Genomic DNA, 25,765 nt, shown 5'->3' on the forward strand with positions numbered 1-25,765 from the left:
CCGACGCGGTAGTGGCGGCGCACGCGCCTGAGCGCGTGGCGCGGCGCGTGGCCATTGCGCAGCCTGCGCATGCCGCCCTCACATCGCGCCGAGCGTGGCTCGCGAGCACGGCTGCCGCGTTCGCCATCGCGACACTCGCGCCCTACGCGCACGCGCTCACCAGTACCACCGCATCCGCCGACCCCGACGCACTCTCACCGCAACAATCCGCGGCATTTCGCGCGTGGTTCGCGCGCATCGTCGATCAGCAGATGCGGCGCGGACCGACGCCGCGCTGGACCCAACGCGATTGCGCGGGCCTCGTGCGCTTCGCGGTCGGCGAGACGCTCCGTCCGCACGACACCCGATGGCTGCGCGCCAACGGCATGACCAGTCTCGCGGATACGAGCAGCATGCCGCCCGAACTGCAATTGTCCGCGTCCCAGCGCACGATCGCCAACCGCTGGACCCAACTCGACGGTTCCACCGGCGCATACGCATCGGCGATCGCGCTGATCCAACGCAACAGCCGTTTTGTTTCGAAGGACGTGAACCAGGCCCTGCCCGGTGATCTGCTGTTCTTCGACCAGGGCGACGACCAGCATCTGATGATCTGGCTGGATCGCTACATCGCTTATCACACAGGCACCGTCACGCCGACCGATACCGGTCTGCGCGCCGTCGCCGTTTCCGACCTGATGCAATGGAAAGATTCCCGCTGGCAGCCGCTCGACGGCAATCCGAATTTCGTTGGCGTGTTTCGTTTGGACTTTCTGACACCATGACCCGAATGATTTCCGTCACACGATCAAGCGGTTGGTTGGGCAGTGCGCACCGTCGCGCGGCATGCAGGTTCGCGGCGCTGCTGCCAGTCTTGTTCGCGGTGATGACGCTCGCCGTCGCACCAGCCGCCTATGCGGACGACGACGCAGCGAGCGCCGCTGCCGCCGCCGATGCTAGCATCGCGGGGAATCCGACGCTGCAAACTGCGCCATCGAGCAACTTCAGCTCGCAGAAAGTGGACGGTCAGCCGTTCTTCCTGCTTTCGGACGCGAGCTTCGGCAGCGATCAACTCGCGCAGGTGCGGCTCGAAGCGCCTGGACGCGATTTCAAGGACGCGTTGCAGGCTTATGGCGGCGCGGACATCGTCGTGTATCGCGTGCCCAGGCCGCTGGACTTTCTGAAGGCGCAAAAGAATCTGCATCGGCTGAATGTCGCGCCGAATTATCAGGGCGAAGGGCTCGCGAACACGCTCGCGTATCTGTGGGACCGCTGGTTCACCGAAGCGCGCCGCGCGTGGCAGCGCGTGCTGTCGTTCGCGACTCGCAGCAAGGCAACTGAAGCCGCGCCGCAGTTCAAGCTCGGCGAGCAGACCGGCAAGCCGACGCAATTCGAGCCGAACTCGCAATTTGCGCCGCTCAAAGGCTACGACATGGTCGCGCGTTTCCGCTATCCGATCTGGGACGCGAAAGTGATCGAGCCGCCCAAGGGCGTGAATCTCGCGGGCAGCAGCAGTAACTTTATCGAAGCCAGCTCAGGCAACGTGATGATTCCGGTCGGCAAGCTGCCGCCGGGGCTGTACATCGTCGAGGCGGTGATCGGCAACTATCGCGCGCATACGCTGCTGTTCGTGTCGGACACGGTGGCGGTCGTGAAGGCGGCGTCGAGCGGCATGCTGGTGTGGACCACGCGGCGCGATAACGGCAAGCCGGTGGCGAATACGGAAGTGAACTGGACCGACGGCGTGGGCGTTCTGCAAAGCGGCACGACCGGCGGCGACGGCGCGCTGGTGCTGCAACACGTGAGCCCCGAGCGCAGCTATGTGCTCGGCACCGATCCGCAGGGCGGCGTGTTCGTTTCCGAGAATTTCTATTACGACAGCGAGATCTACAACACGAAGATCTACGCAGTGACCGACCGGCCGATGTACCGGCCGGGCGATCCGGTGCATGTGAAGTTTATCGGCCGCACGTTCCAGAACGCGACGCAATCGTCGGCGCCGGCCGAGGCCGATATCAAGCTCGACGTGCTCGATCCGAGCGGCGCGCCGGTCGCGACCAGCAAAGTGCATTTCGCCTCCGACACCGGCGCGGATACTGCGTTTACCTTGCCCGCCGATGCCACCGCCGGCGGCTACACGCTGCGCTTCGATTACAACGGCGATGTGTATGGCAGCGCGTTTCGCGTCGCCGAATATGTGAAGCCGCACTTCGACGTGAACCTGTCGATGGATAAAGCCGACTACGCGACCGGCGAGGCGCTGAAGGGCAAGATCCAGTTGCGCTATCCGGACGGCAAGCCGGTGCGCGACAGCAAGATTTCGGTCACGCTGCGCGCGCAGAAAGTGACGATCGTCGACGGTGAATTGCGTTATGCGGGGCTGTTTCCGGTCAAGCTCGAACAGCAGGAACTGAAGACGGATAGCGACGGCGACGCGAGCCTCACGCTGCCTGCCGCGAAGGAACCGAGCCGCTATGCGTTGACGCTGTTCGCGCAGGACGGCGCGGCGTACAAGGTGCGCGTGACGCGCGAAGTGCTGATCGCGCGCGGCGCGACGCCGTATCGGTTGACCACGGCCAAGTCGTTCTCGCAACCGAAGGAAGCGGTCAGCTTCGATTTGCAGGCGCTCGGCGCGGTCGATCCGGCTTCGCATGCGCCATCGAAATACGAATGGACGCGCCTCGAATCGCAAACGCATGGCGAAGGCGCGCTGAAGGGCGTGAGCGGCAAGCTGTCGTTCCCGGTGCAGTTCGATGAGCCGGGTTCGTACATGTTGTCGGTCAAGGACGACTTGGGCAACCTGCTCGCCGCCACCAGCCACTGGGTCGCGGGCGATGGCCTCAAGGCGATTCCGGGCAGCGTCGAGATCGTGTTCGATCGCGACAAGTACAAGATCGGCGATACCGCCGAAGCACTGATCACGTTCCCGATGCCGGTGGACGACGCGCTGCTCACACTCGAACGCGACAACGTCGAACGTCGCGCGTTGCTTACGGCGGGCGGCGACTGGTTGCAGTTGCAACGCGTGGCGCCGTCGCAATGGAAAGCGCGCGTCAAGGTCGGCGCTGACTTCGCGCCGAACATGACGTTCTCGGTGCTGTACGTGCATGCCGGCGAATACGTGTTCCAGAACGCGGGCATCGTGGTCGCGCAGCCGCAGATCGAACTGAACGTGAAGAGCGACAAGACCGTGTACGGGCCGGGCGACACGGTCACGCTGAATTTCGACAGCACGTTGAACGGCAAGCCGGAAGCGGCGAACCTGACGGTGAGCGTGGTCGATGAAATGGTCTACGTGCTGCAGCCGGAAATTGCGCCGAATATCGTCGACTTCTTCTATCACCCGCGCCGCAATAACGTGCGGACTTCGTCGAGCCTGTCGTTCATCACCTACGACCTCGCGCGCTCGCCGCTAAAGGGCGCACCCGGCGGACCGCAGCGCGCCAACTACAACGAGCGCGGCGTGAAGGTGCTCGAACGGCCGCGTCGCGACGATCAGGACACGGCCGCGTGGAAAGGCAACCTCAAGACCGACGCCAGCGGCCATGCCACCATGACGTTCAAGATGCCGGATTCGCTGGCGCGCTGGCGCATTACGGTGCGCGCGGCGGCGCCGGATGGCATGGTCGGTCAACGCACTGCTTACGTGCGCTCGGACAAGGCGCTGTATCTGAAGTGGAGCGGGCCGTCGCACTTCCGCGTGAACGATCAGCCTGCCATCGACATGATCGCCTTCAATCAGACCGATGCGGATATGGACGCGCAGTGGGTGGTGGACGGCGGCGGGTTGTCGCTCAATCAGAAGGTCACGCTCAAGCGCGGCGCGAACTATCTGCGTTTGCCGAGCGGCGCGCTGAAGGACGGCGTGATCAACGCGTCGCTGCGCAGCGCGGGTAAGGACGTCGATCGTCTGCAGACGGCGATTCATCTCGATGCGAGCGGCTGGCTCGATCTGCATCAGAACACGGTCGCGCTCGACGGCTCGAACACGCCGCTCAATCTGCCGCAAGATGCGCAGGACGTCAGCGTGCGCTTCATCGGCAGCGCGCAGAGCCAGTTCATGCGCGTCGCCGATGATCTGATCAACTACCCGTACGGTTGCGCCGAGCAAACGTCGAGCCGTCTGATTCCGCTGGCGCTCGCGCACGATGCGATCGGCCAAGGCGACAATGCGAGCTCGACGCAAGGGCTTGAAGCGCTGTTGCGCAATCAGCGCCAGCGGTTGGCCATGCTCGCGGGCGTCGGCGGCACCTTCGGCTGATGGGGCGATACCACAGGCGGCAGCGCGCTGATTACGGCCTATGCGTATTACGCGGACTGGCTCGCGAGCCGCAGCCTCGGCATCAGCCTGCCCGCGGACAACTGGCAGCACGCCATGGACGTCTATCGCGACGCCGGGGCCAAAGAGCCGCTGTTGCATCGCGCGCTGGCTTTGTGGCTGATGCAGCAGATGGGTCTGCCGGTCGCAACGCCGGTCGCTGGTGTGGCCGCGGATCTGATGAGCGATGCCGCAGCCACCACCGCTAAAGCGCCCGCGCATAGCGGCACGTACGGCGCGTCGGACAGCATCGTGTTCGCGCAGGCCGATTCACCGCGCGGCAAGCAGATGGCGACGCTGCTGATCGCGAGCATGGCGCGCGGCACGAGCGCACAGTTGCCGGATGGCTTCGACGCCGCGGCAAGCGCCGCGCGCCTCACGCTCGTGAACGATCCCGCGCCGTTGGTGCAAAGCCTCATCGCAATGACGGGCGACGGCGGAGCGACCGCCGATGCTCCGGCATTGCTGGCCAAAAGCAGCGCCGACTATCCGACGCTCGATCGCGCCTTGACGCTGCTGTGGCTGCGCAAGTCGCTCGGCGCGGATCCGACTGCCGCGTCGTTGCCGTCGCTGCAAGGCACGGGCTGGACCCGCGCCACGACGCCGACCGGCACGCCGCTTTACAAGTGGACCGGCGCGGCACAGCCAACCACCCTCGACGCCGGCGCCGCGCGCACCGACGTCAACGCGCTCGTCTCGTTCCGCAGCCACACGAGCGAGGACAGCCGCTTGAACATCACTGTCGAGCGGCGTTTCTACAAGCTCGAACCGGTCGAAGTCGCGACCGATCCGAAGAAAAAGGAAGCCGCTAGCGAGAGTCAGCTTGGCCGCTCCGCATTCACCGCGCGTGTGGTGAAGCAGGGCGAAGCGATCGACAGCAATGCGCTCTACGTCGACGAAGTCACGCTTACGCCGCGCTCCGGCAACGCCTACCACTACGGCTTGCTCGATGTGCCGCTGCCGCCGGGCGGCGATGTCGAGGCGACGAGCTGGGGCGTGTCGATCGACGGTCTGCCGGGCGCGAAGGACGGCGCCAGCGGTCCGCAGCCGTTCCAGCGCGTGGCGTCGTACGAGATGGGCGAGCTGACGTATCACCAGCCCGTGCCCTTGCTCGACCGACCGGTCACGCTGCGGCAACTGGTGCGCTTCGCGTTGCCGGGCACGTTCGCGTTGCCGCCCGCGCGCTACTTCCGCATGTATCAGCCGGACGCGAAGGCGTTCGAAGGCGGCAAGAGCGATCGCGTGACGACGTTGCGCATTCAATAAGCGAGACAAGACCGCCATGTTCCGCGCGCTTCGGCCTCTACGCGATCGTTTGGCAGTCAGGCTGCGGATCGCGCTCGCCGTGGGCGTGGGACTCGGTTGCGTTGGACCGGGCGTGTCGGCGTATGCGGTGGCCTCGTCTACAGCCGCATTGGCGAACGCAACGGATGCCGCTACCGGGATGAACACCGCGACCTCCGCAGGAATGTCAGCGCGATCTTCGTCGCAGATGCTGCGCTTCGCCTGGTTGCGCGACGGCCAGAGCCGGCTTTGGCAAGCCGACGGCAACGGCGCCGCGCTCGGCTTCTCGCCGCAGGCCGCGAATGTGTTGCCCGCGACGCTGGAGACGCCGCTCGGCAGCGTCTGGAAGCTATTCGTCTACGGCTATCTGGTGGACCGCAATATCGCCACGCCGGATTACGCCTGCAATGGCGGCGATCCGGAAGAAGTGTATTGCTGCATGACGGGCGGTCATATCGACCGTGAACATGCGCTGGTGCAGTCATGCGGACTTTTTTTCGAGCCCGCGCGCCTGCAACTCGATTCCGCCGACTGGCGCAAGTACTGGACAGCCGCTCACGCGCCGGCCTGGCTGCGCGATCTGCGCGCCATGACGCCCACGCGGCGCGTGCCGGTGGCCGAACTGCTCGCCGCTTTGCAGGCTATGCCCGCCCGGCCGCGCGAAGCGGCCGCGAGCACGCTGGTGTCGGTGCTGACCAGCGGACGCGGCGAAGGCACGGTGTCGCTTTACGGCAGCGTGTTGCGCGCCAAGACATGGACGATGCCGGATCCGGCGCGTCCGGGCGCTTCGATCGGCGGCGCCGCCGGCTGGCTCGCGGACGGCACGCCGGTGTGGCTCGGCGGTCCGGGCGGCAGCGCGCGCGTGCTGGCAGCCGCCGCGCCGCGCATTGCGCCGCTGCTTACGCAAGTCACCGTGCCGGACGACGGCGCCTGCGTGCTGGTCGATTTCTTCAGCCGCTATCCGATTCGCGAAGTGCTTGGCGACAAGGGGCCGGCCGCCGCGCCCGAGGGGCCGTTGCGCGGCGACTTCCGCGTCGGCTTCGTCAACGGTAATTGGGCGCGGGTGACCAGCCGCGGCGAGTTGCGGCTCGATCGCGATGCGGCCGGTGCGCCGCAAGTGGTCGGCCGCTTCGGCATGAACGACTATGTGGCGCGCGTGGTCGAGCGTGAAGGCGACACGAGCCAGGTGGAAGCGGCGAAGGCGCTGGCGGTCGCGGCGCGAACTTACGTCGTGCAGCACGGCAGCCACGACCACGGCTGTTTCCGTATCGACGACAGCAGCAAGACGCAGCGCGTTCTGCCGCGCGCGCCGACAGCCGCCGCGCGCCATGCCGCCGATCTCACCGACGCGCTCGTGCTGACCGGCGTGCCCGTTCAGTACCACCACGACAAGGCCGCGCCGGGACAGATGAGCTGGCTGGCAGCGAAGGCGTCGGCGCAAGCCGGCCTGACGTTCGACGCCATTCTCGCGCGCACGTGGCCGCAAGCGACGCTGACTTCGTTCCAGAGTCCGCTGTCGGGCGATTGCGTCGAAGTGGCCGGCGCGCAGGCATGGCTGCAGCGCAACGCGCCGATATGGGCGCGGCGCATGGACGGCGCGGCGGGCTACGAAACGCCCGATCTGCCCGCGGTGTGCGCCGTGCGCGAAGGTCGGCCGTATGCGGATGCGCAGCGCAATCGCGTGTACGTGTATCGGTTGCAGACCGAAGAGGACCGGATTGCGTTGGCGCATGAATACATTCACCTCGCGTTTCAGCATCATCCGCGTGGGCTCGACGAGACGTTTGTCGAGCGCACCGCGCGCACGCTGATTCGCACCGACAATCCGATCCAATGAATACCGTCTCGCGCTCGCCGATATCCTTGTTGCGCTGGCCGTTTCCACGGCGTGATTTCCGTGGTCGCGCCGTCGTGACGTTGGCCGCAACCATGGCTGCGCTTGCGCTCTGCACGGGTGCGCCAAACGCCCAAGCCGCTGACGCGGACGGCGCGATTGCGGACCTGACCGGCGCGTTCGGCGGCTGGCGTCACAGTGGGCTGACCAACGAGGGCGAGCGTTTCGTCGCGGCCTATCCGCGACCGCCGGTCGATCGCGGCGCGCAGCGCTATCGCACGCTGATCGAAGGGCGCCTGAAGCACATCGACAAACACGCGCGTAAGCCGCCGACGCTTGTCGTCAACGGCAACCCCACGCCGCTTTATACCGACGAGGAAGGCGCGTTTGCGCGGCCATGGGCTTTCGGCGCGGGCTCGAACAGCATCGAGCTGATTTCCGCCGATGGCAAACAGCATCAGCGCATGCAGTTCTACGAAGCCGACCGCAGCAAGCCGCAAGCTAAATTGCGCGCGCTGGTCACGTGGGACGATCCGCACGCGCAGGTCGATCTGCATGTGATCACGCCGGGCGGCCTGCATGCCTTCTTCGCCAACCCGACACTCGAAGACGGCAGCGGCTTCGATGTCGATTCGGTGGACGGTGCGGGGCCGGGCATTTTTTCGTCGGCGGCGCCCGAGCGTGGCACGTGGCTGTTCTTTCTGAATTACTGGGGCAATTTCGATTCGACCGGCTATAACTTCGACGCCGCCGCGCACGACCGCGACGTGATTACGGCGACGTTGACGCTGGTGTTCAACGAAAACACGCCGAACGAACGGCGTGAAACGATGGTCGTGCCGCTGCGCAAGATCGGCGACCTGATGCTCGTGAAGAGCGAGCGACTCTGACAGCGGGATGGGAGCAGTGACGATGAAGGTCGAGACGACGGGTTGGATAAAGGCGAGCCGCGCCTGGCTCGCAATGGCCTGTTCGGCGGGTTTGGCCTGCTTGCTGGCAGCGCCGGCGGCGCACGCGAGCGATATCGATTTCGCCGCGCCGTTGAACGGCTGGCGCAACACGAGCGGCGACAGCGAACGCTATACGCAGGACGTGCATTACCCGGCGGTGGCGGTATCGACGCCGGAAGGGCAGTCCAGGTCCGCGCTGATCGAAGGGCAGATCCGCAGCACGCCGAAGAAGAAGGGCACCTCGGTGGGGACGCTGGTGGTCGATGGCACGCCGCTGCCGCAGCGCGTGGAAGAGGACGGCAAATTTTCGCGTCCCTATGCGTTTCCCGCCGGCAGCAACAGTGTCGAACTGCGCGCGCCGGACGGCAGCCGCAAGCGCGTGCAGTTCTACGACACCTATAGCGGCAAGACCCAGCCGAAGCTGCGCGTGCTGCTCGCGTGGGACACCGACGGCACCGATCTGGATTTGCACGTCGTCTCGCCCGACGGCGCACACACCTGGTACGGCGAGCGCGTCGCGCCGAACGGCGGCGCGCTCGACGTCGACGTGACGACGGGATACGGGCCGGAGATTTATTCGTCCGCGGCACCGTTGAAGGGTACGTATCTGGTCTATGTGAATTACTACGGCAGCGGGAACAGCGGCGCCGATATGACCGTGGCGCAAGTGACCATCATCACGAACGAGAATACGCCGAACGAAAAGAGCGAAACGATTCGCGTGCCCATGCGTAAAGCCGGTGAATTGACGCTCGTGAAAACGTTTGTATTGCCGTAAAGCGGGAAACACTCGTCGGTCAGCAGCAAGCCGTGAGGCACGCGACTCATTCGGAGCGCGACGGTGAAAGCCAACGCGTTCAAGGAGTTGGGTGAGTCATGCGCAGGTTGTCCACAGGCTTCTAAACAGTTTCTGTGGACAAATGCCATGGACAAGTTCGCGCGCTATCCTGCCTTTGAAAGGCCGGCTTGCGCAGTTCGACTCTGCCCGTCTGACGATCAGAGGTCAGTGTCCAATCACCGCTCTTCCACTCCATCACGCATGACCGACCAATACGGCTGACGGTTGTAGTAGTCGTGCACGGCCGTGCCCCATTGCATGTCCGCCATGGAAGGCCAGTGATCCTTATCGAAACCCGGTGCGTTCTTGATCCGATCGGCGCTCGCATCGATCACGAAGCATTTGTCGTCCGTGTCGAGCGTGAGCGCGCTCCACGGAATCGCGTGAAGCGTGTCGCCGATGCCCAGAAAGCCGCCGGTGGACAACACCGCGTAAGCGATCCGGCCGCCGCGCACGTCGAGCATGATGTCCGAGATCTTGCCGACATGTTCGCCGTCCGACGACATCACCTTGTTGCCGTCGAGCGTGGCTGCCGCCATGACGTCCGGTCCGGGACCGTCACCGTCGCCGACTCCAACGATAGTTGCCCCTTGCGGATCGGCGGATGCCGGCACTTGGGGATCGAGCGTAGTCATGATGTGCTCCTCATAAAAAGCGTACGTGGGGAGCGCGCAACGACTATGCCTGTTAGCCGGGGAGTGGTTGGCGCGGGAGCGCTTTACAGGTGGTTGCTGCTGCTGGCCGTGTGATGGGTTTTTGCGCGCGCGGCTGTACGGCGAGGCATGTGGGCAATCGACAGTTGTGGGCGACGTGACCGGAAAAAGGGGCGCGGACCGGAGCTGGTTTTTTCGGCGGTTCAGCGCGAGTTCGACCACCAGATCCGCAACGTGTGGCGCGGCGATCCTGCAGATAGTCCTTACCCTTTCTTACCGGTGCTCAAGTTCCCGCGAATCGAGGTCGATAGGAGTTTTAACCGGCTGTGTGTGCGACGCCGGCCGACGCAGCAGAAACAAAATCAACGGAGGTTGCTATGCAAATCGACAGTGCGTTGTCGTCGACACTGCCGGGGCCGGATCGCACGACGACCAAAGGGCCGTCCGCAGCGCACGACGCTGTCGTACAGACATCGACCATGGATGCGCCCGCGCAGGACGATGCCGTCCATATCTCCGCGGAAGGCGTGGCAACGGCGGCTCAGGATAACAATACGGGTCAGGGTGACGCAGTCAGCGATTCCGCAAGGGAGGACACGCCGGCATCCGGCGTCTCAGCGGTCAAATCGTTTGCGTACGGCACGCTCGGACTCGAGCGTCCGGATCAGCCTCAGGAAGCGCACAACGCGTTCTATACGGCCGGACGTTGGCTGGCAGCCGGAATCACGATTGGCGGGATCATTTCGCTGCTTGCGTGAAAGGGGCGCGGGAAAAAGAAAGCGCTTGCCGTGCGTGACGCACGGCAAGCGCTATTGGCGGCTTACCGGTTGATTAGCGGTGGCTTAGCGGTCGAGGAACGACTTCAGGCGGTCGGCGCGGCTCGGGTGCATCAGCTTGCGCATGGCCTTGCTCTCGATCTGGCGAATCCGCTCACGCGTGACGTCGAACTGCTTGCCGACTTCTTCGAGCGTGTGGTCCGACTTCGTGTTGATGCCGTAGCGCATACGCAGCACCTTCGCTTCGCGCGGCGACAGCGAGTCGAGCGCGTCGTCGATGGCGGCGCGCAAGTCGGCTTGCATCGCGGCGTCGGCCGGCGAGGACGCCGCCGAATCTTCGATCATGTCGCCGAGCGTGGCGTCGCCGTCGTCGCCGACCGGCGTTTCCATCGACACCGGTTGCTTGGCGATCTTCAGAATCCCGCGCACCTTCTCTTCAGAGAGTTCCATGCGTTCCGCGAGCACGGACGGATGCGCTTCCTGACCGGTCTGCTGCAGGATTTCGCGCGAAATGCGGTTCAGCTTGTTGATCGTTTCGATCATGTGCACCGGCACGCGGATCGTGCGAGCCTGGTCGGCGAGCGAACGCGTCACAGCCTGGCGAACCCACCACGTTGCGTACGTGGAGAACTTCCAGCCGCGACGGTATTCGAACTTGTCCACCGCCTTCATCAGGCCGATGTTGCCTTCCTGGATCAGATCGAGGAACAGCATGCCGCGGTTCACGTACTTCTTCGCGATCGAGATCACGAGACGCAGATTCGCCTCGATCATCTCGCTCTTCGCCTTGCGCATCTTCGATTCAGCCGCGACCATCTGGCGGTTGATCTCTTTCAGATGCTTCAGCGGCAGCGAAACCGTTGCTTCGATTTCGATCAGCTTTTGCTGTTCGGACTGAATTGCCGGCAAATGGCGCTCCAGCGCCGCGCCGTACGACGACGCGCCGCGCGCCGCGCGTTCCGTCCAGCTGAGGTCGGCTTCATGGCCGGCGAACGACTCGATGAACTTCTCGCGCGGCATGCCGCTCTTCGAGACGACGATTTGCAGAATGTTGCGCTCGATCGCACGAACTTGCGCCACCTGTTGCTGCACGTCGCCGCACAGGCGGTCGATGGTGCGTGCCGTGAAGCGGATCTTCGCGAGGTGCTGCTGGATATCTTCGCGTGCGCGCTGGTACGCCTTCGAGGTGACGTCGCCGCGCGTGTGCGATGCGTTCATCTGGTCGGACAGCATGCCGACTTGCGCGAAGATTTCGAGGCAGTCGCTCGTGAGTTGCTTCAGACGTGCTTCGTCCGCTGCCGAGGAGTCGGCGGGGCCGACGTCGTCGTCGCTGTCTTCGTCGTCGTCGCTGTCCGTGTCGGTGTCGACGTCGGCGGATGCGTCCGCGCTGGTGCTGTCTTCTTCGGCGGCGAGCGTGTCTTCATTCAGACCGTCGACCAGTTCGTCGATGCGCAGTTCGCCGTCGGCAACCTGCTGGGCGCTCGCCAGAATGGCCGAGATCGCGAGCGGGCAAGCGGCGATTGCCTGCACCATTTCATGCAGGCCGTCTTCGATGCGCTTCGCAATCGCGATTTCGCCGGCGCGCGTCAGCAGTTCGGTCGCGCCCATCTCGCGCATGTACATACGCACCGGGTCGGTCGTGCGGCCGAATTCGGAATCGACGGTGGACAGGGCGACTTCGGTCTCCTCGTCCGCCTGATCGTCCGACACGACGGCCGGGGCGTTCGAGTTAAGCAGCAGCGTTTCCGCGTCTGGGGCCTGTTCGTAGACCTGCACGCCCATGTCGTTGAACGCGCTGACGATGCTGTCGATAGCGGCCGTCTGCGCGAAGTTGTCGGGCAGGTGGTCGTTGATCTGCGCGTGGGTCAGGTAGCCTTGCTCCTTGCCCAGCTGGATCAGCGCGCGCATCTGGCGCTGACGTTCTTCGGCTTGCTGCGGCGGCAACTCGGCCGCCACGGGGATCGCTTTACCGGCGCCCTTGCCCTTGGCCGTGCGGCCCGAGGGCGCTTTGGCGGTGTAGGCGGCGGTTTCGTGTTGCGAATCTTCGCGATCAAAAGGGTTCACGTATTCTCCTCTAGAGGCTTCGCTATGAGACGCAAGACGCGACCGTCAGGCGTTTCGAGCATGGCTCAACATCACCTGAGTGACTCAACGCGGTTGTTTGGCTGTGCTCTGGGGAGCAAAAAAGATGAGCCCGCTCGAAGCGGGCCGATAGAAATGTGCGAAATTCGCGCGGCTCGCATTATATCCGAGCTTGAGACTTTGCGCTCATCGTGTGCACATCTTTTCATCATGCGCGTTTGTCGCAGGTTCGTCCTTTGGCCGCCGGTCGGGCTTGGAGCGGTGGCTGGGCCGATGCACCTAGGTGCGTGCACATTCGCTGTTTTCAAGCTCCTCACTATAGAGGAGTTCGGTTGTCCTCACACGACGGGATCGCGAATGCACCGCTCCCCCTCTATATAGGGATAGCGTGTTCTAGCGTCGATCAGCACCTGGTCAAAAGAAAATTCACAAAAGGGGGTTGACGACGTGCCAGTCGTTCTTCATAATCTCGTTTCTCTGCTGCTGATGCAGCGACGCAGAACGAAGCGGTACCGGGTGGTTGTGATGCTGACGACTGGCGGTGCGGGTTCGGTAGTGAATGCGTAATCGATCTTTAAAAATTAACAGCCGATAAGTGTGGGCGCTTGATGCGCGACGCGCCGGCGTATCCTTCGGGATCTGCCGGAAGAAGCGAAAGTATCAAGTCTCACACAGTAATGAAAGGAAGGTTTTTCCATTGAAAGATGGAGAGATCATTCGTCAGTACGTTGAGTGAGCGACCGGTTCTTAACTGAACCGAAAAACAGTAACAGGTTTGAACTGAAGAGTTTGATCCTGGCTCAGATTGAACGCTGGCGGCATGCCTTACACATGCAAGTCGAACGGCAGCACGGGAGCAATCCTGGTGGCGAGTGGCGAACGGGTGAGTAATACATCGGAACGTGTCCTGTAGTGGGGGATAGCCCGGCGAAAGCCGGATTAATACCGCATACGATCTGTGGATGAAAGCGGGGGATCTTAGGACCTCGCGCTACAGGGGCGGCCGATGGCAGATTAGCTAGTTGGTGGGGTAAAGGCCTACCAAGGCGACGATCTGTAGCTGGTCTGAGAGGACGACCAGCCACACTGGGACTGAGACACGGCCCAGACTCCTACGGGAGGCAGCAGTGGGGAATTTTGGACAATGGGCGCAAGCCTGATCCAGCAATGCCGCGTGTGTGAAGAAGGCCTTCGGGTTGTAAAGCACTTTTGTCCGGAAAGAAAACCTCCGCCCTAATACGGTGGGGGGATGACGGTACCGGAAGAATAAGCACCGGCTAACTACGTGCCAGCAGCCGCGGTAATACGTAGGGTGCAAGCGTTAATCGGAATTACTGGGCGTAAAGCGTGCGCAGGCGGTCCGCTAAGACAGATGTGAAATCCCCGGGCTTAACCTGGGAACTGCATTTGTGACTGGCGGGCTAGAGTATGGCAGAGGGGGGTAGAATTCCACGTGTAGCAGTGAAATGCGTAGAGATGTGGAGGAATACCGATGGCGAAGGCAGCCCCCTGGGCCAATACTGACGCTCATGCACGAAAGCGTGGGGAGCAAACAGGATTAGATACCCTGGTAGTCCACGCCCTAAACGATGTCAACTAGTTGTCGGGTCTTCATTGACTTGGTAACGTAGCTAACGCGTGAAGTTGACCGCCTGGGGAGTACGGTCGCAAGATTAAAACTCAAAGGAATTGACGGGGACCCGCACAAGCGGTGGATGATGTGGATTAATTCGATGCAACGCGAAAAACCTTACCTACCCTTGACATGTATGGAATCCTGCTGAGAGGTGGGAGTGCCCGAAAGGGAGCCATAACACAGGTGCTGCATGGCTGTCGTCAGCTCGTGTCGTGAGATGTTGGGTTAAGTCCCGCAACGAGCGCAACCCTTGTCCCTAGTTGCTACGCAAGAGCACTCTAGGGAGACTGCCGGTGACAAACCGGAGGAAGGTGGGGATGACGTCAAGTCCTCATGGCCCTTATGGGTAGGGCTTCACACGTCATACAATGGTCGGAACAGAGGGTCGCCAACCCGCGAGGGGGAGCCAATCCCAGAAAACCGATCGTAGTCCGGATCGCACTCTGCAACTCGAGTGCGTGAAGCTGGAATCGCTAGTAATCGCGGATCAGCATGCCGCGGTGAATACGTTCCCGGGTCTTGTACACACCGCCCGTCACACCATGGGAGTGGGTTTTACCAGAAGTGGCTAGTCTAACCGCAAGGAGGACGGTCACCACGGTAGGATTCATGACTGGGGTGAAGTCGTAACAAGGTAGCCGTATCGGAAGGTGCGGCTGGATCACCTCCTTTCTCGAGCTAAACGCGTCAGTTGTGTAAAAGCAATGCGTTGAGCGCTCACGCTTATCGGCTGTGAAATCAGGACAGACTCAGGGGTCTGTAGCTCAGTCGGTTAGAGCACCGTCTTGATAAGGCGGGGGTCGATGGTTCGAATCCATCCAGACCCACCAAAGTCTTGTCTGGTGTGCTGATCGTCTGAACCTCTGGGGTAGCTGTATGACTGGGGGATTAGCTCAGCTGGGAGAGCACCTGCTTTGCAAGCAGGGGGTCGTCGGTTCGATCCCGTCATCCTCCACCAATCCTCAATGCGTAGCGTTCTGCGGGCAGTAAAAGGCAGAGCGTTGTGCATTGGCGATTGAGCCAGTCAGAGTGATATGAAGCAGAGCTTTATATCGGCTGTCGTTCTTTAACAATCAGGAAGAAGTAGTAAAGAGATTCACGAAAGATCACTTAGAGATGGGTGGTTGAGTAGGTGAATCAGGGTTGTGATTGTATCAATGTATGAAAAGAGAGATCGAAAGATCGCTTTTGGAATACGGCGCAACACGAATACTCAACCTGTAGCGAGGGTGGCGAGCGTGTGATTCCCCGTGGATCATGCAGGAGACACACCCGTTATAGGGTCAAGCGAACAAGTGCATGTGGTGGATGCCTTGGCGATCACAGGCGATGAAGGACGCGGTAGCCTGCGAAAAGCGGTGGGGAGCTGGCAAACGAGCTTTGATCCACCGATATCCGAATGGGGAAACCCGGCCCGTATGGGTCATCCGTAGCTGAATACATAGGCTACGTGAAGCGAACGCGGTGAACTGAAACATCTAAGTAACCGCAGGAAAAGAAATCAACCGAGATTCCCAGAGTAGTGGCGAGCGAAATGGGACCAGCCTGTACTCTTTATCTTCATTGTTAGTCGAAGGCTCTGGAAAGTGCCGCCATAGCAGGTGATAGCCCTGTAGACGAAAACAGCGAGGAAGAACTAGGTGTACGACAAGTAGGGCGGGACACGTGAAATCCTGTCTGAAGATGGGGGGACCATCCTCCAAGGCTAAATACTCGTGATCGACCGATAGTGAACCAGTACCGTGAGGGAAAGGCGAAAAGAACCCCGGGAGGGGAGTGAAACAGATCCTGAAACCGCATGCATACAAACAGTCGGAGCCTCTGCGAAGGGGTGACGGCGTACCTTTTGTATAATGGGTCAGCGACTTACATTCAGTGGCAAGCTTAACCGATTAGGGCAGGCGTAGCGAAAGCGAGTCCGAACAGGGCGATTCAGTCGCTGGGTGTAGACCCGAAACCAGGTGATCTATCCATGGCCAGGATGAAGGTGCGGTAACACGTACTGGAGGTCCGAACCCACTAACGTTGAAAAGTTAGGGGATGAGCTGTGGATAGGGGTGAAAGGCTAAACAAACCTGGAAATAGCTGGTTCTCTCCGAAAACTATTTAGGTAGTGCCTCGTGTATCACCTTCGGGGGTAGAGCACTGTCATGGTTGTGGGGTCCATTGCGGATTACTACGCCATAGCAAACTCCGAATACCGAAGAGTGCAATCACGGGAGACAGACATCGGGTGCTAACGTCCGGTGTCAAGAGGGAAACAACCCAGACCGCCAGCTAAGGTCCCCAAATATTGCTAAGTGGGAAACGAAGTGGGAAGGCTAAAACAGTCAGGAGGTTGGCTTAGAAGCAGCCATCCTTTAAAGAAAGCGTAATAGCTCACTGATCGAGTCGTCCTGCGCGGAAGATGTAACGGGGCTAAGCAATATACCGAAGCTGCGGATGCACATTTATGTGCATGGTAGGAGAGCGTTCCGTAAGCCTGCGAAGGTGCACTGGAAAGTGTGCTGGAGGTATCGGAAGTGCGAATGCTGACATGAGTAGCGATAAAGGGGGTGAAAAGCCCCCTCGCCGTAAGCCCAAGGTTTCCTACGCAACGTTCATCGGCGTAGGGTGAGTCGGCCCCTAAGGCGAGGCAGAAATGCGTAGCTGATGGGAAGCAGGTTAATATTCCTGCACCATTGTTAAATGCGATGGGGGGACGGATCGCGGAAGGTTGTCCGGGTGTTGGAAGTCCCGGTCCTTGCATTGGAGAAGGCGCTTTGGCAAATCCGGGCGCAGGATTCAAGGGTGCGAGGCCATTCACTTCGGTGAAGAAGCAATCGGAAGTGGTTCCAAGAAAAGCCTCTAAGCTTCAGTTTAACAAGACCGTACCGCAAACCGACACAGGTGGGCGAGATGAGTATTCTAAGGCGCTTGAGAGAACTCGGGAGAAGGAACTCGGCAAATTGGTACCGTAACTTCGGGATAAGGTACGCCCCTGTAGCCTGATGCGCCTGCGCGCAGAGGGTGAAGGGGTTGCAATAAACTGGTGGCTGCGACTGTTTAATAAAAACACAGCACTCTGCAAACACGAAAGTGGACGTATAGGGTGTGACGCCTGCCCGGTGCCGGAAGATTAAATGATGGGGTGCAAGCTCTTGATTGAAGTCCCGGTAAACGGCGGCCGTAACTATAACGGTCCTAAGGTAGCGAAATTCCTTGTCGGGTAAGTTCCGACCTGCACGAATGGCGTAACGATGGCCACACTGTCTCCTCCCGAGACTCAGCGAAGTTGAAGTGTTTGTGATGATGCAATCTCCCCGCGGCTAGACGGAAAGACCCCATGAACCTTTACTGTAGCTTTGCATTGGACTTTGAACCGGTCTGTGTAGGATAGGTGGGAGGCTTTGAAGCGTGGACGCCAGTCTGCGTGGAGCCGCCCTTGAAATACCACCCTGGTTTGTTTGAGGTTCTAACCTTGGTCCGTAATCCGGATCGGGGACAGTGCATGGTAGGCAGTTTGACTGGGGCGGTCTCCTCCCAAAGTGTAACGGAGGAGTACGAAGGTACGCTAGGTACGGTCGGAAATCGTGCTGATAGTGCAATGGCATAAGCGTGCTTAACTGCGAGACCGACAAGTCGAGCAGGTGCGAAAGCAGGTCATAGTGATCCGGTGGTTCTGTATGGAAGGGCCATCGCTCAACGGATAAAAGGTACTCTGGGGATAACAGGCTGATACCGCCCAAGAGTTCATATCGACGGCGGTGTTTGGCACCTCGATGTCGGCTCATCTCATCCTGGGGCTGTAGCCGGTCCCAAGGGTATGGCTGTTCGCCATTTAAAGAGGTACGTGAGCTGGGTTTAAAACGTCGTGAGACAGTTTGGTCCCTATCTGCCGTGGGCGCTGGATATTTGAAGGGGGCTGCTCCTAGTACGAGAGGACCGGAGTGGACGAACCTCTGGTGTACCGGTTGTCACGCCAGTGGCATCGCCGGGTAGCTATGTTCGGAAGAGATAACCGCTGAAAGCATCTAAGCGGGAAACTCGCCTTAAGATGAGATATCCCCGGGGCTTCGAGCCCCTTGAAGGGTCGTTCAAGACCAGGACGTTGATAGGTCAGGTGTGGAAGCGCAGTAATGCGTTAAGCTAACTGATACTAATTGCCCGTAAGGCTTGATCCTATAACAGGTGTGTTTTGCGATGATCGTCAGTGCTTCAGCACTGACGGGCATCCCACCCCCGAAGGGGGCAAGGACACTCAGGTTAAGTGATCGTGTTGTGCCAGAAACAACACAACCCCAACAGCTTTACCCCTGGTGAGCATCACCAGAAACTACTTCTTCCCGATTGGCTGTATTGCTCCACAAGCAGTGCAGCAACAAGTCATGCCTGATGACCATAGCGAGTCGGTCCCACCCCTTCCCATCCCGAACAGGACCGTGAAACGACTCCACGCCGATGATAGTGCGGATTACCCGTGTGAAAGTAGGTAATCGTCAGGCTCCCCAGCAGCAATCAGAAACCCCACCCCGAAAAGGTGGGGTTTCTGCGTTTACTCCACCGCCATGCGCGGAAAAACCCACCGTGTAACCCGCCTTCACTCCCGCCCCATCCGCCGCGCATCCGCGTAGCCCGTCAGTTCCAGATACGCCCGTCCGGCATCCACACCTTCACGCCGCACGATCCGTCGATTGCGAGAAAACTCGTCGACGAGGTTTCCCTCGCCGCCCCAAATCGTGCGATCCGGCTAAGCCCGCTTACGCACCGGGATCTGATGCGGCACACCGGCGGTGAACCGGTCAAGTCGTTCACTCGCATCGGTGATCGCCCAGAGGGGCGCGCTACGCAACTGTCGGTCGTAATTCGTAGCGATCGTCGCAAAAAGCGCGAAGCCCGTATCGTCCAATTCCCACTTGCCGGCCTCACGACCAGTGTCGAACACTGCCGACACCGCACGTTCCGCCGCTCCTAGCTGCTCACCGGTCACCGAACCGAAACCCGATTCCGCTAGAAAGCCCGTCAGCAGCATGATTTGCGTGAGCGTTTGCGCGTCGCTCATACTGCCGGCGCCACGGCGCAAGGCGTCGAGGGCCAGATGGACCCGCAGCGCGAGGTCGTCGGCGGTTTGCCGGGGGATCGGCAATAGCATGGCCTTGGCATGCCGCGCACGCGCAGCGCCAGTGTGGCGAGATAACGGAATAGGTTGTGCCATGAAGGTCCAATGTTTATGCCTGTGCAGATGCAATAACGGCGCGGATCGTAAAAGATTGAGCCCTTATTGTGCAGTCGAGCACGCCATGGCCGGAACGCTTGGAAGGCTGTCTGGCGGCCCTCGTCACCACCTCTGCGTGGAGTCTGGCGCGTGCGTCTTTCAGGCCTAAGGGCGCAATGCCTTTCAATCTTCTTTCCTGCGAGAGGCATTTCTCTCGCCAGAACCTCGAACTTCGAACTTCGTTCCGCGCGATGCCGGATTGCGACCGTGCCGAAACCTCGGCTATATGCCAGACGCAACGGGCCATTTGCGTCTCTTCATAAGAGAAAATGACCTCTATCCGCGCAGCCGCACCCCTACCCGGCGTCGCAACGAGGCAGCAACCCGCCCTCAACCTACCCCGGCAACGCGTCGCTCACTCGCCGTCATCCTCCTCCGAAACCGGCGCCACACTTCGCGCCCGCACTCGCCGACGAATCTCCGAATCCAGGATCAAACGTCCACGCAACTTCCCCTTCATCCGCTTCACATAGCGCGGCGCCTCGGTCATGTGGATCACCATCAACTCTCGCACTTTCTCCACATCACGCCCACGCGCCGCCTTTGTAATCGCCTTGTGAATCTTGACGTTGGCCTGACCGAAACGCTCATGCTCCGCTTGCGGCGTATCGTTACGAAACTCGATGAGCTGCCGGATCATTTCATTGATCAACTCGCAACTGAAACGCAGGAACGGATTCGGATTCGCCGCCGCGAGGATGTCGTGGAAATTCACATCTTCCTGACGTTGCCGCACGATATCCTTCCCGCCATGTGACGAAGCCGGTTGATCACAACACGCAATGCTCGCGTCGAGCGCTTCGAAGTCCTGCTCCGTCAGATGTGGCACGGCCCCGGCCGCGAGTTCGGGCTCCAGCAGTTTGCGCACGGTGTAAATGTCGTCGATCGAAACGTCCTTGAAGAACAAATAGTTTTGCAGCAGTTGCAGCGTGCGATCGAGCGGCACCTCCACCACCATACCGCCGCCGCTCGGGCCGGTGGTTACTTTGATAAGACCTTGCACCTCTAGCGATTTCAACGCCTCGCGGATCGTGCTCTTGCTCACGGAAAAGAGCTGCTGCAATTCCACCTCGCGAGGCAACCGGTCGCCTGGCTTCAGGTCTTTCTCCGTGATGAGCCGCTTGATTTCCTCGGCGACCAGATCGCCGCGTTTCTGCTGCTTGATCTCAATCGCGGCGCCAGCCTTGGCGCGGTCCATGGCCATATTCGATGCTCCCAGTTTGTCCTGCACGATCTTCGATCGATCCGCCGGCGCCGTCGCTACCTGAAAGACTGCTCCGACGCCGCCAGGAATTTTGCCTTATTGACACCCGAATTTATTGTACCTACGATCAAGTCCAACCTATTTATCATGATAAATAGAACAAAGCCGATGCAGTGGAAAACTTCACGGCGGCCAGCAAGCTCGAGTAGTCGTTCGCGCAGCGTGTGCAGTTTCGTAGTCGGTCAGTGCGTGTCTCTTTCCTAAGGAGCGTCATTTTGAATCGCCGAAATATGTTGAAGCTGGCCGCGTTGTCGGCCGTTCCGGGCACGTTGGGCTCGCTGGTCGCGCGAAGCGCGTTCGCACAGGCCGGAACGTTGCAGTTCGCCTGTCCGGTGCCGATGTCGGGTCCATTCGCGGCGAACGGCAAATACGCCGACCTCGGCATGAAGCTCGCTATTGAGCAGTACGGCAAAGTGTTGGGTCAACCGCTCGCATACACGGTGCTCGACACGGAAGGCAAGCCCGCAACCGCCGTGCGTCGGGTTCAGGAAATCGCGCAACAGAAGAATGCGCGCTTCTTTGCCGGCGGTATTCTGTCTTCCGAAGCATTGGCAATGGGCAAGGAAGTGCAGAAGGCGGGCGGCGTTTTCATCACGACGGCGGGCGCAGACGAGATCACCGGCAAGGACTGCAACGACGCCACATTCCGCTGGTCGGTGCCGACCTACGGCGCGATCGAGCAGACGGTGCGTCCGCTGATCCAGATGATGCCCAAAGCCAAACGCTGGTACACGATCACGCCGCAATACGTGTTCGGCGACGGTTTGCTCTCGGCCGCAAAGACGGTCTTCAAAGAAAAGGGCATCGAACACGTGGGCAACAGCTACCACTCGCTCAATGAGAAGGAGTTCAGCGGCTATCTGACGAACGCAGTGGCGGCGAAGCCTGACGTGCTGCTGATTCTGAACTTCGGCTCGCAGTCGTCCGATACATTGCGCCAGGCCGTGAGCTTCGGCATGAAGAACAATTGCACGATTCTGATGGCCTGGGCGTCCGGACTCGAGCAATTCGAATCGCTCGGTGCGGACCTGTGCGAAGGCGTCTATTTCGGCGCGCAGTATTGGCACGACATCGATTCACCGCTGAATCGCGATCTCGTCAAACGCGCGAATGCCGCGTTCAAGGCCAATCCCAACTACAGCCTCGCAGGCTCGTATATCTGCACGAAGATCCTGCTCGACGGCATCGTGAAAGCAGGTAACGTCGACCCGAAGAAAGTGGTCGCCGCACTCGAAGGCATGAAGTACGATGGTTTGACCGGCCCGGAAGAAGTCCGCAAAGGCGACCATCAGGTGCTGAAGAAGTATTATCTGTTGAAGGGCAAGGCGAAGAACAAGATGAAGAACGCCGACGACTACGCGGATATCGTGAGCTCCGGCCAATCGTTCCTGCCGCTCGACAAAACCGGCTGCAAGATGGCCTGACGCCCACGTGCCGCATGCAAGCGCGGCACGGCGCGCATATCGCAATACCGCATCGCGACTTCTCTTTGCACCACCCTTTAGACGGACGCCATGAACGTTTATCTCCTGCAGATCGTCAACGGCATCGGAGTGGGAATGTTGTATTTCCTGCTCGCGGTCGGTTTGTCGATCGTGTTCGGTTTGCTGCGCTTCGTGAATTTCGCGCATGGCGCGTTCTATCTGCTCGGCGCGTACTTCTGCTATCAGGCGATGCAATGGTCCATGAGTTTCTGGACCGCGCTTATAGTCGTACCGGTCGTCGTGGGCGCGCTTGCGTGGGTCGTCGAGAAACTGATTCTGCGGCACGTGTATGCGCAGCAGCATGAGTTTCATATTCTCGTGACCGTCGGTCTCGCGCTCGTCGTGCAGGAATGCGCGATCCTTATCTGGGGACCGCTCGGCGATAACGTGGCCGTGCCCGACGTGCTGAACGGCGTGGTGATCTGGGGCAGCTTCGTGTATCCCAAGTACCGTCTCTTTGTAATCGGCTTCACGGCGATACTGGCCGCGCTCTTGTGGTGGGTGCTGGAAGGTACGCGGCTCGGCAGCGCGGTGCGTGCGGGCAGCGAATCGACGGAGATGGTCTCGCTGCTCGGCATCAACGTGTTGCGTGTCTTCAGCCTCGTGTTCGCGCTCGGCGCCGCAACGGCCGCGCTGGCGGGCGTGCTTGCCGCACCGATTCGCGGCGTCGATCCTTTCATGGGTATTGAAGCGCTCAGCGTCGCATTTGTCGTGGTGGTGGTCGGCGGCATGGGTAATTTTCTTGGTGCGCTGGTGGGCGGACTGCTGGTGGGAATCGTCCAAAGCGTAATGAGCACCTTATGGCCGGAAGGCGCGCGATTGATGATTTACGTCGCGATGGCCGCCGTTCTATTGCTGCGACCGAACGGTCTGCTCGGGAGGGCGGCATGATCGATACCTCGAAACCCATCGTGCAGAGCGCTGTTTCCTCGAAGACGCCAGCGGGCCTGAAGCACTCATTGCACGGTTATCGCTTCCTGTTGCTGGCGCTGCTGGTCGTATGCATTTTGCCGCTCACGTTGCGCTCCGGATCGCTCGCTACCGAAGTGCTGGTGTTCGCACTCGCCGCGCTCGGCTGCAATCTACTACTCGGCCACACAGGGTTGCTCTCGTTCGGGCAAGGCATTTTCTTCGGGCTCGGCAGCTATTGCGCGGGATTGGTCCTTACCAAAACTGGGCTGCCGGTACCCATGGCCTTGCTTGCGTCGGCGGTGATCGGCGCGGCGGCCGCGGCGCTGGTCGGCTGGTTTTCGATTCGCCAGCGCGGGACCTATTTCGTCATGTTGACGCTCGCATTCGGCCAACTGTTCTACTTCCTCGCCTACACCACACCCGATCTGACCGGCGGCGACAACGGCTTGCTCGACATCCCACGCCCGGCGTTGGGATTGTTCGGTAAGGTGATCGTGCCGTTGACCTCGCCGTGGCAATACTACGGATTCGTCGCGGTGGTGTTCCTCGTGGTGTTCTGGCTGTTGATGCGTGTATCGCACTCGGTGTTCGGCCGTACGTTGCTCGCGATCCGTGACAATGAAGCACGCGCGGCAGCGGTCGGTTACGACGTCAAGCGCTTCAAGCTGATGGCGTTCGTGATCTCCGGCGCGGTCACGGGTCTCGCGGGCGCGCTGCACGCGCTGATGACCGGCATCGCGCCGCTCTCCAACATCGACTATCACACGAGCGAAATGATCCTCGTGATGACGGTGATAGGCGGCACCGGCAATCTGTTCGCTTCTGTATTGGGCGCTGCGTTTTACGTGTTGTTCGCTGACTGGCTCTCCACGTTGTGGCCGCGCTGGCTCCTGCTGCTTGGCATCGTGCTGATGGCAGTCAGCCTGTACATGCAGCGCGGTCTGTGGGGATTGGGCGAACGCGTCTGGCAATCGTTGCGCCGTAAATCATCCGCTGATGCAGGCAACGATGCAGACAAGGAGTCCGTATGAGCGAAGCCATTCTGCAAGCGAGCGGCGTGGTGAAGCGCTACGGCAAATTCACAGCGCTCTCCGACGTCACCTTGAACATCATGCCGCGCACGGTGCATTCCGTGATCGGACCGAACGGCGCGGGCAAAACCACGCTCTTTCACGTGTTGACCGGCACGCTGCCTATTACCGAAGGCAAGATCGTTTTCGACGGTCACGATGTCACGCGCGAGCCGGATTATAAGCGCGTACGACGCGGCGTTGCCCGTTCGTTTCAGGTAACGAGCCTGTTCGCCAATCTGAGCGTGCGAGAAAATCTACGGCTTGCCGCGCAAGGTGTCGACGCAGTGCGCGCGTTGAATGCGTGGACGCCGCCGCACGGTGCGCTCACGCATGCGGACATTGTCGACAGCGTGCTCGAGCGGCTCGCGTTGCAGCGTTTCAGCGACGTATCGGCGGGCGCGCTTTCGCATGGTCAGCAGCGGCGGCTCGAAGTCGGCATGGCGCTCGCCGCGCGGCCCAAGGCGATCTTTCTCGACGAGCCGACCTCGGGCATGGGTATCGACGACCTCGACGACATGAAGCAGTTGATTCGCGGCCTGCGCGACGATTACACGGTTGTGCTGATCGAACACAATATGGGCATCGTGATGGACATTTCCGACACGATCACCGTCATGCAGCAAGGGCGTGTGCTGGTGGAGGGCCGCCCCGACGACATTCGCGGCGATGAGCGCGTACGCAGCGCCTATCTCGGCAACATGATCACCGGAGGCCGCGCATGATTCTCGACGTGCAGCAGATTCACGGCTTCTACGGCAAAAGCCACATTCTGCAAGGCGTATCCCTGCAGATCAACGATGGTGAAACGGTCACGCTCTTGGGCCGCAACGGCGCCGGCAAATCGACCACGCTGAAAGCGATTGCGGGCGTCGTCGCGCCGCAGCGCGGCACGGTCACGTTCAACGGCGCCAAGGTCAGCGGCATGCCGCCGCACAGGATCGCGTCACGTGGTGTCTGCTTTGTGCCCGAGCATCGCGGCATCTTCCGTCTGCTTACCGTCGAAGAAAACTTGCGGCTCGGCGCGCGTAAAGATTCGCCGTGGCAACTCGACGACATCTACCGCATTTTTCCGCGCCTGAAAGAGCGGCGCACGAACGGAGGCGCGCAACTCTCCGGCGGTGAACAGCAGATGCTTGCAATCGGCCGAGCGCTCATGAATCACCCGCGCTTGCTGATGCTCGATGAACCCGTCGAAGGCCTCGCGCCGGTGATCGTCGAAGAAATCGTCGCGCAACTCAAGCTGATCCGCGCGGCGGGCGTAGCCATTCTGCTGGTCGAGCAGAATCTCGAAGTGTGCACGCAACTCGCGGATCGCCACTACATCATTGAGCAGGGCGTAATCGTCTATGCGGGCGACAACGCTTCGTTTGCCGCCGACGACTCGATCAAGGACCGTTATCTCGGCGTCGGCGTGGTCTGACGCGCATT

The 25,765-nt window shown here is 60.9% G+C and carries 14 protein-coding genes, 2 tRNA genes, 3 rRNA genes and 1 pseudogene; 16 read left to right on the top strand and 4 right to left on the bottom strand.

Going from position 1 to position 25,765, the window contains the following annotated elements; all coding sequences use genetic code 11:
• Nucleotides 1-11 precede the first annotated feature (11 nt).
• The 5 genes and pseudogenes from B0G71_RS33395 to B0G71_RS33415 all read left to right on the top strand — a co-directional run bounded on the left by B0G71_RS33395 (nucleotide 12) and on the right by B0G71_RS33415 (nucleotide 9,143).
• The gene (locus B0G71_RS33395; protein ID WP_404935491.1) at nucleotides 12-764 is read left to right on the top strand and encodes a DUF1175 domain-containing protein; all 753 of its coding nucleotides are present in this window, start codon (nucleotides 12-14) and stop codon (nucleotides 762-764) included.
• Nucleotides 761-5,563 (top strand): annotated as a pseudogene (locus B0G71_RS33400) (alpha-2-macroglobulin family protein). The gene B0G71_RS33395 and the pseudogene B0G71_RS33400 overlap by 4 nt, the downstream one beginning before the upstream one ends.
• A 16-nt stretch (nucleotides 5,564-5,579) precedes the next feature.
• On the top strand, nucleotides 5,580-7,418 hold the full coding sequence (locus B0G71_RS33405) for a DUF2300 domain-containing protein (protein WP_116147261.1): 1,839 nt from the start codon (nucleotides 5,580-5,582) through the stop codon (nucleotides 7,416-7,418).
• A gap of 92 nt (nucleotides 7,419-7,510) precedes the next feature.
• Nucleotides 7,511-8,305, top strand: coding sequence for a YfaP family protein (locus tag B0G71_RS33410; protein ID WP_181916860.1), 795 nt, complete (start codon nucleotides 7,511-7,513; stop codon nucleotides 8,303-8,305).
• Nucleotides 8,306-8,327: 22 nt separating this feature from the next.
• Nucleotides 8,328-9,143, top strand: a complete 816-nt coding sequence (locus tag B0G71_RS33415) for a YfaP family protein (RefSeq protein ID WP_116147263.1) — start codon at nucleotides 8,328-8,330, stop codon at nucleotides 9,141-9,143.
• 236 nt (nucleotides 9,144-9,379) lie between these two features.
• Here the strand turns inward: B0G71_RS33415 and B0G71_RS33420 are convergent, their stop codons facing one another.
• A complete protein-coding gene (locus B0G71_RS33420) occupies nucleotides 9,380-9,838 on the bottom strand; it encodes a PRC-barrel domain-containing protein (protein ID WP_116147265.1) in 459 nt (152 codons plus the stop codon).
• 395 nt (nucleotides 9,839-10,233) lie between these two features.
• Here B0G71_RS33420 and B0G71_RS33425 point away from each other — a divergent pair, with 395 nt between their 5' ends.
• A complete protein-coding gene (locus tag B0G71_RS33425) occupies nucleotides 10,234-10,614 on the top strand; it encodes a hypothetical protein (RefSeq protein ID WP_116147267.1) in 381 nt (126 codons plus the stop codon).
• Nucleotides 10,615-10,698: 84 nt separating this feature from the next.
• Here B0G71_RS33425 and rpoD read toward each other — a convergent pair whose 3' ends face one another.
• Nucleotides 10,699-12,696 (bottom strand): RNA polymerase sigma factor RpoD, encoded by a 1,998-nt coding sequence (gene rpoD / locus B0G71_RS33430; protein ID WP_116147269.1) that lies wholly within the window; start codon nucleotides 12,694-12,696, stop codon nucleotides 10,699-10,701.
• 795 nt (nucleotides 12,697-13,491) lie between these two features.
• Between rpoD and B0G71_RS33435 the strand changes: the two genes are divergently transcribed.
• From B0G71_RS33435 to rrf, 5 genes are all read left to right on the top strand, one after another.
• Nucleotides 13,492-15,022 (top strand): 16S ribosomal RNA (locus B0G71_RS33435).
• 81 nt (nucleotides 15,023-15,103) lie between these two features.
• Nucleotides 15,104-15,180 (top strand) — tRNA-Ile (locus tag B0G71_RS33440).
• 52 nt (nucleotides 15,181-15,232) lie between these two features.
• Nucleotides 15,233-15,308: transfer RNA gene (locus tag B0G71_RS33445), tRNA-Ala, on the top strand.
• A 323-nt stretch (nucleotides 15,309-15,631) separates the two neighbouring features.
• Nucleotides 15,632-18,513 (top strand): 23S ribosomal RNA (locus B0G71_RS33450).
• A 207-nt stretch (nucleotides 18,514-18,720) separates the two neighbouring features.
• A 5S ribosomal RNA gene (gene rrf / locus B0G71_RS33455) occupies nucleotides 18,721-18,834 on the top strand.
• Together the 16S, 23S and 5S rRNA genes with 2 tRNA genes alongside form the textbook arrangement of a ribosomal RNA operon.
• A gap of 245 nt (nucleotides 18,835-19,079) precedes the next feature.
• Here rrf and B0G71_RS33460 read toward each other — a convergent pair.
• On the bottom strand, nucleotides 19,080-19,544 hold the full coding sequence (locus tag B0G71_RS33460; protein ID WP_106285789.1) for a hypothetical protein: 465 nt from the start codon (nucleotides 19,542-19,544) through the stop codon (nucleotides 19,080-19,082).
• Between the two features lie 415 nt (nucleotides 19,545-19,959).
• The gene (locus tag B0G71_RS33465) at nucleotides 19,960-20,808 is read right to left on the bottom strand and encodes a FadR/GntR family transcriptional regulator (protein ID WP_116147271.1); all 849 of its coding nucleotides are present in this window, start codon (nucleotides 20,806-20,808) and stop codon (nucleotides 19,960-19,962) included.
• Nucleotides 20,809-21,083: 275 nt separating this feature from the next.
• On the opposite strand from B0G71_RS33465, the gene B0G71_RS33470 reads away from it, so the two are divergent.
• From B0G71_RS33470 to B0G71_RS33490, 5 genes are all read left to right on the top strand, one after another.
• Nucleotides 21,084-22,292: an ABC transporter substrate-binding protein gene (locus tag B0G71_RS33470; RefSeq protein WP_116147273.1), complete on the top strand. Its 1,209-nt coding sequence runs from the start codon at nucleotides 21,084-21,086 to the stop codon at nucleotides 22,290-22,292.
• Between the two features lie 90 nt (nucleotides 22,293-22,382).
• Nucleotides 22,383-23,243, top strand: a complete 861-nt coding sequence (locus tag B0G71_RS33475) for a branched-chain amino acid ABC transporter permease (RefSeq protein WP_106285786.1) — start codon at nucleotides 22,383-22,385, stop codon at nucleotides 23,241-23,243.
• Nucleotides 23,240-24,295, top strand: coding sequence for a branched-chain amino acid ABC transporter permease (locus B0G71_RS33480; RefSeq protein WP_116147275.1), 1,056 nt, complete (start codon nucleotides 23,240-23,242; stop codon nucleotides 24,293-24,295). The genes B0G71_RS33475 and B0G71_RS33480 overlap by 4 nt, the downstream gene beginning before the upstream one ends.
• The gene (locus B0G71_RS33485) at nucleotides 24,292-25,059 is read left to right on the top strand and encodes an ABC transporter ATP-binding protein (RefSeq protein WP_116147277.1); all 768 of its coding nucleotides are present in this window, start codon (nucleotides 24,292-24,294) and stop codon (nucleotides 25,057-25,059) included. The genes B0G71_RS33480 and B0G71_RS33485 overlap by 4 nt, the downstream gene beginning before the upstream one ends.
• Nucleotides 25,056-25,757 (top strand): ABC transporter ATP-binding protein, encoded by a 702-nt coding sequence (locus B0G71_RS33490; RefSeq protein ID WP_116147279.1) that lies wholly within the window; start codon nucleotides 25,056-25,058, stop codon nucleotides 25,755-25,757. The genes B0G71_RS33485 and B0G71_RS33490 overlap by 4 nt, the downstream gene beginning before the upstream one ends.
• Nucleotides 25,758-25,765 lie beyond the last annotated feature (8 nt).

This window comes from Paraburkholderia sp. BL27I4N3, assembly GCF_003386115.1.
Classification (GTDB): Bacteria; Pseudomonadota; Gammaproteobacteria; order Burkholderiales; family Burkholderiaceae; genus Paraburkholderia.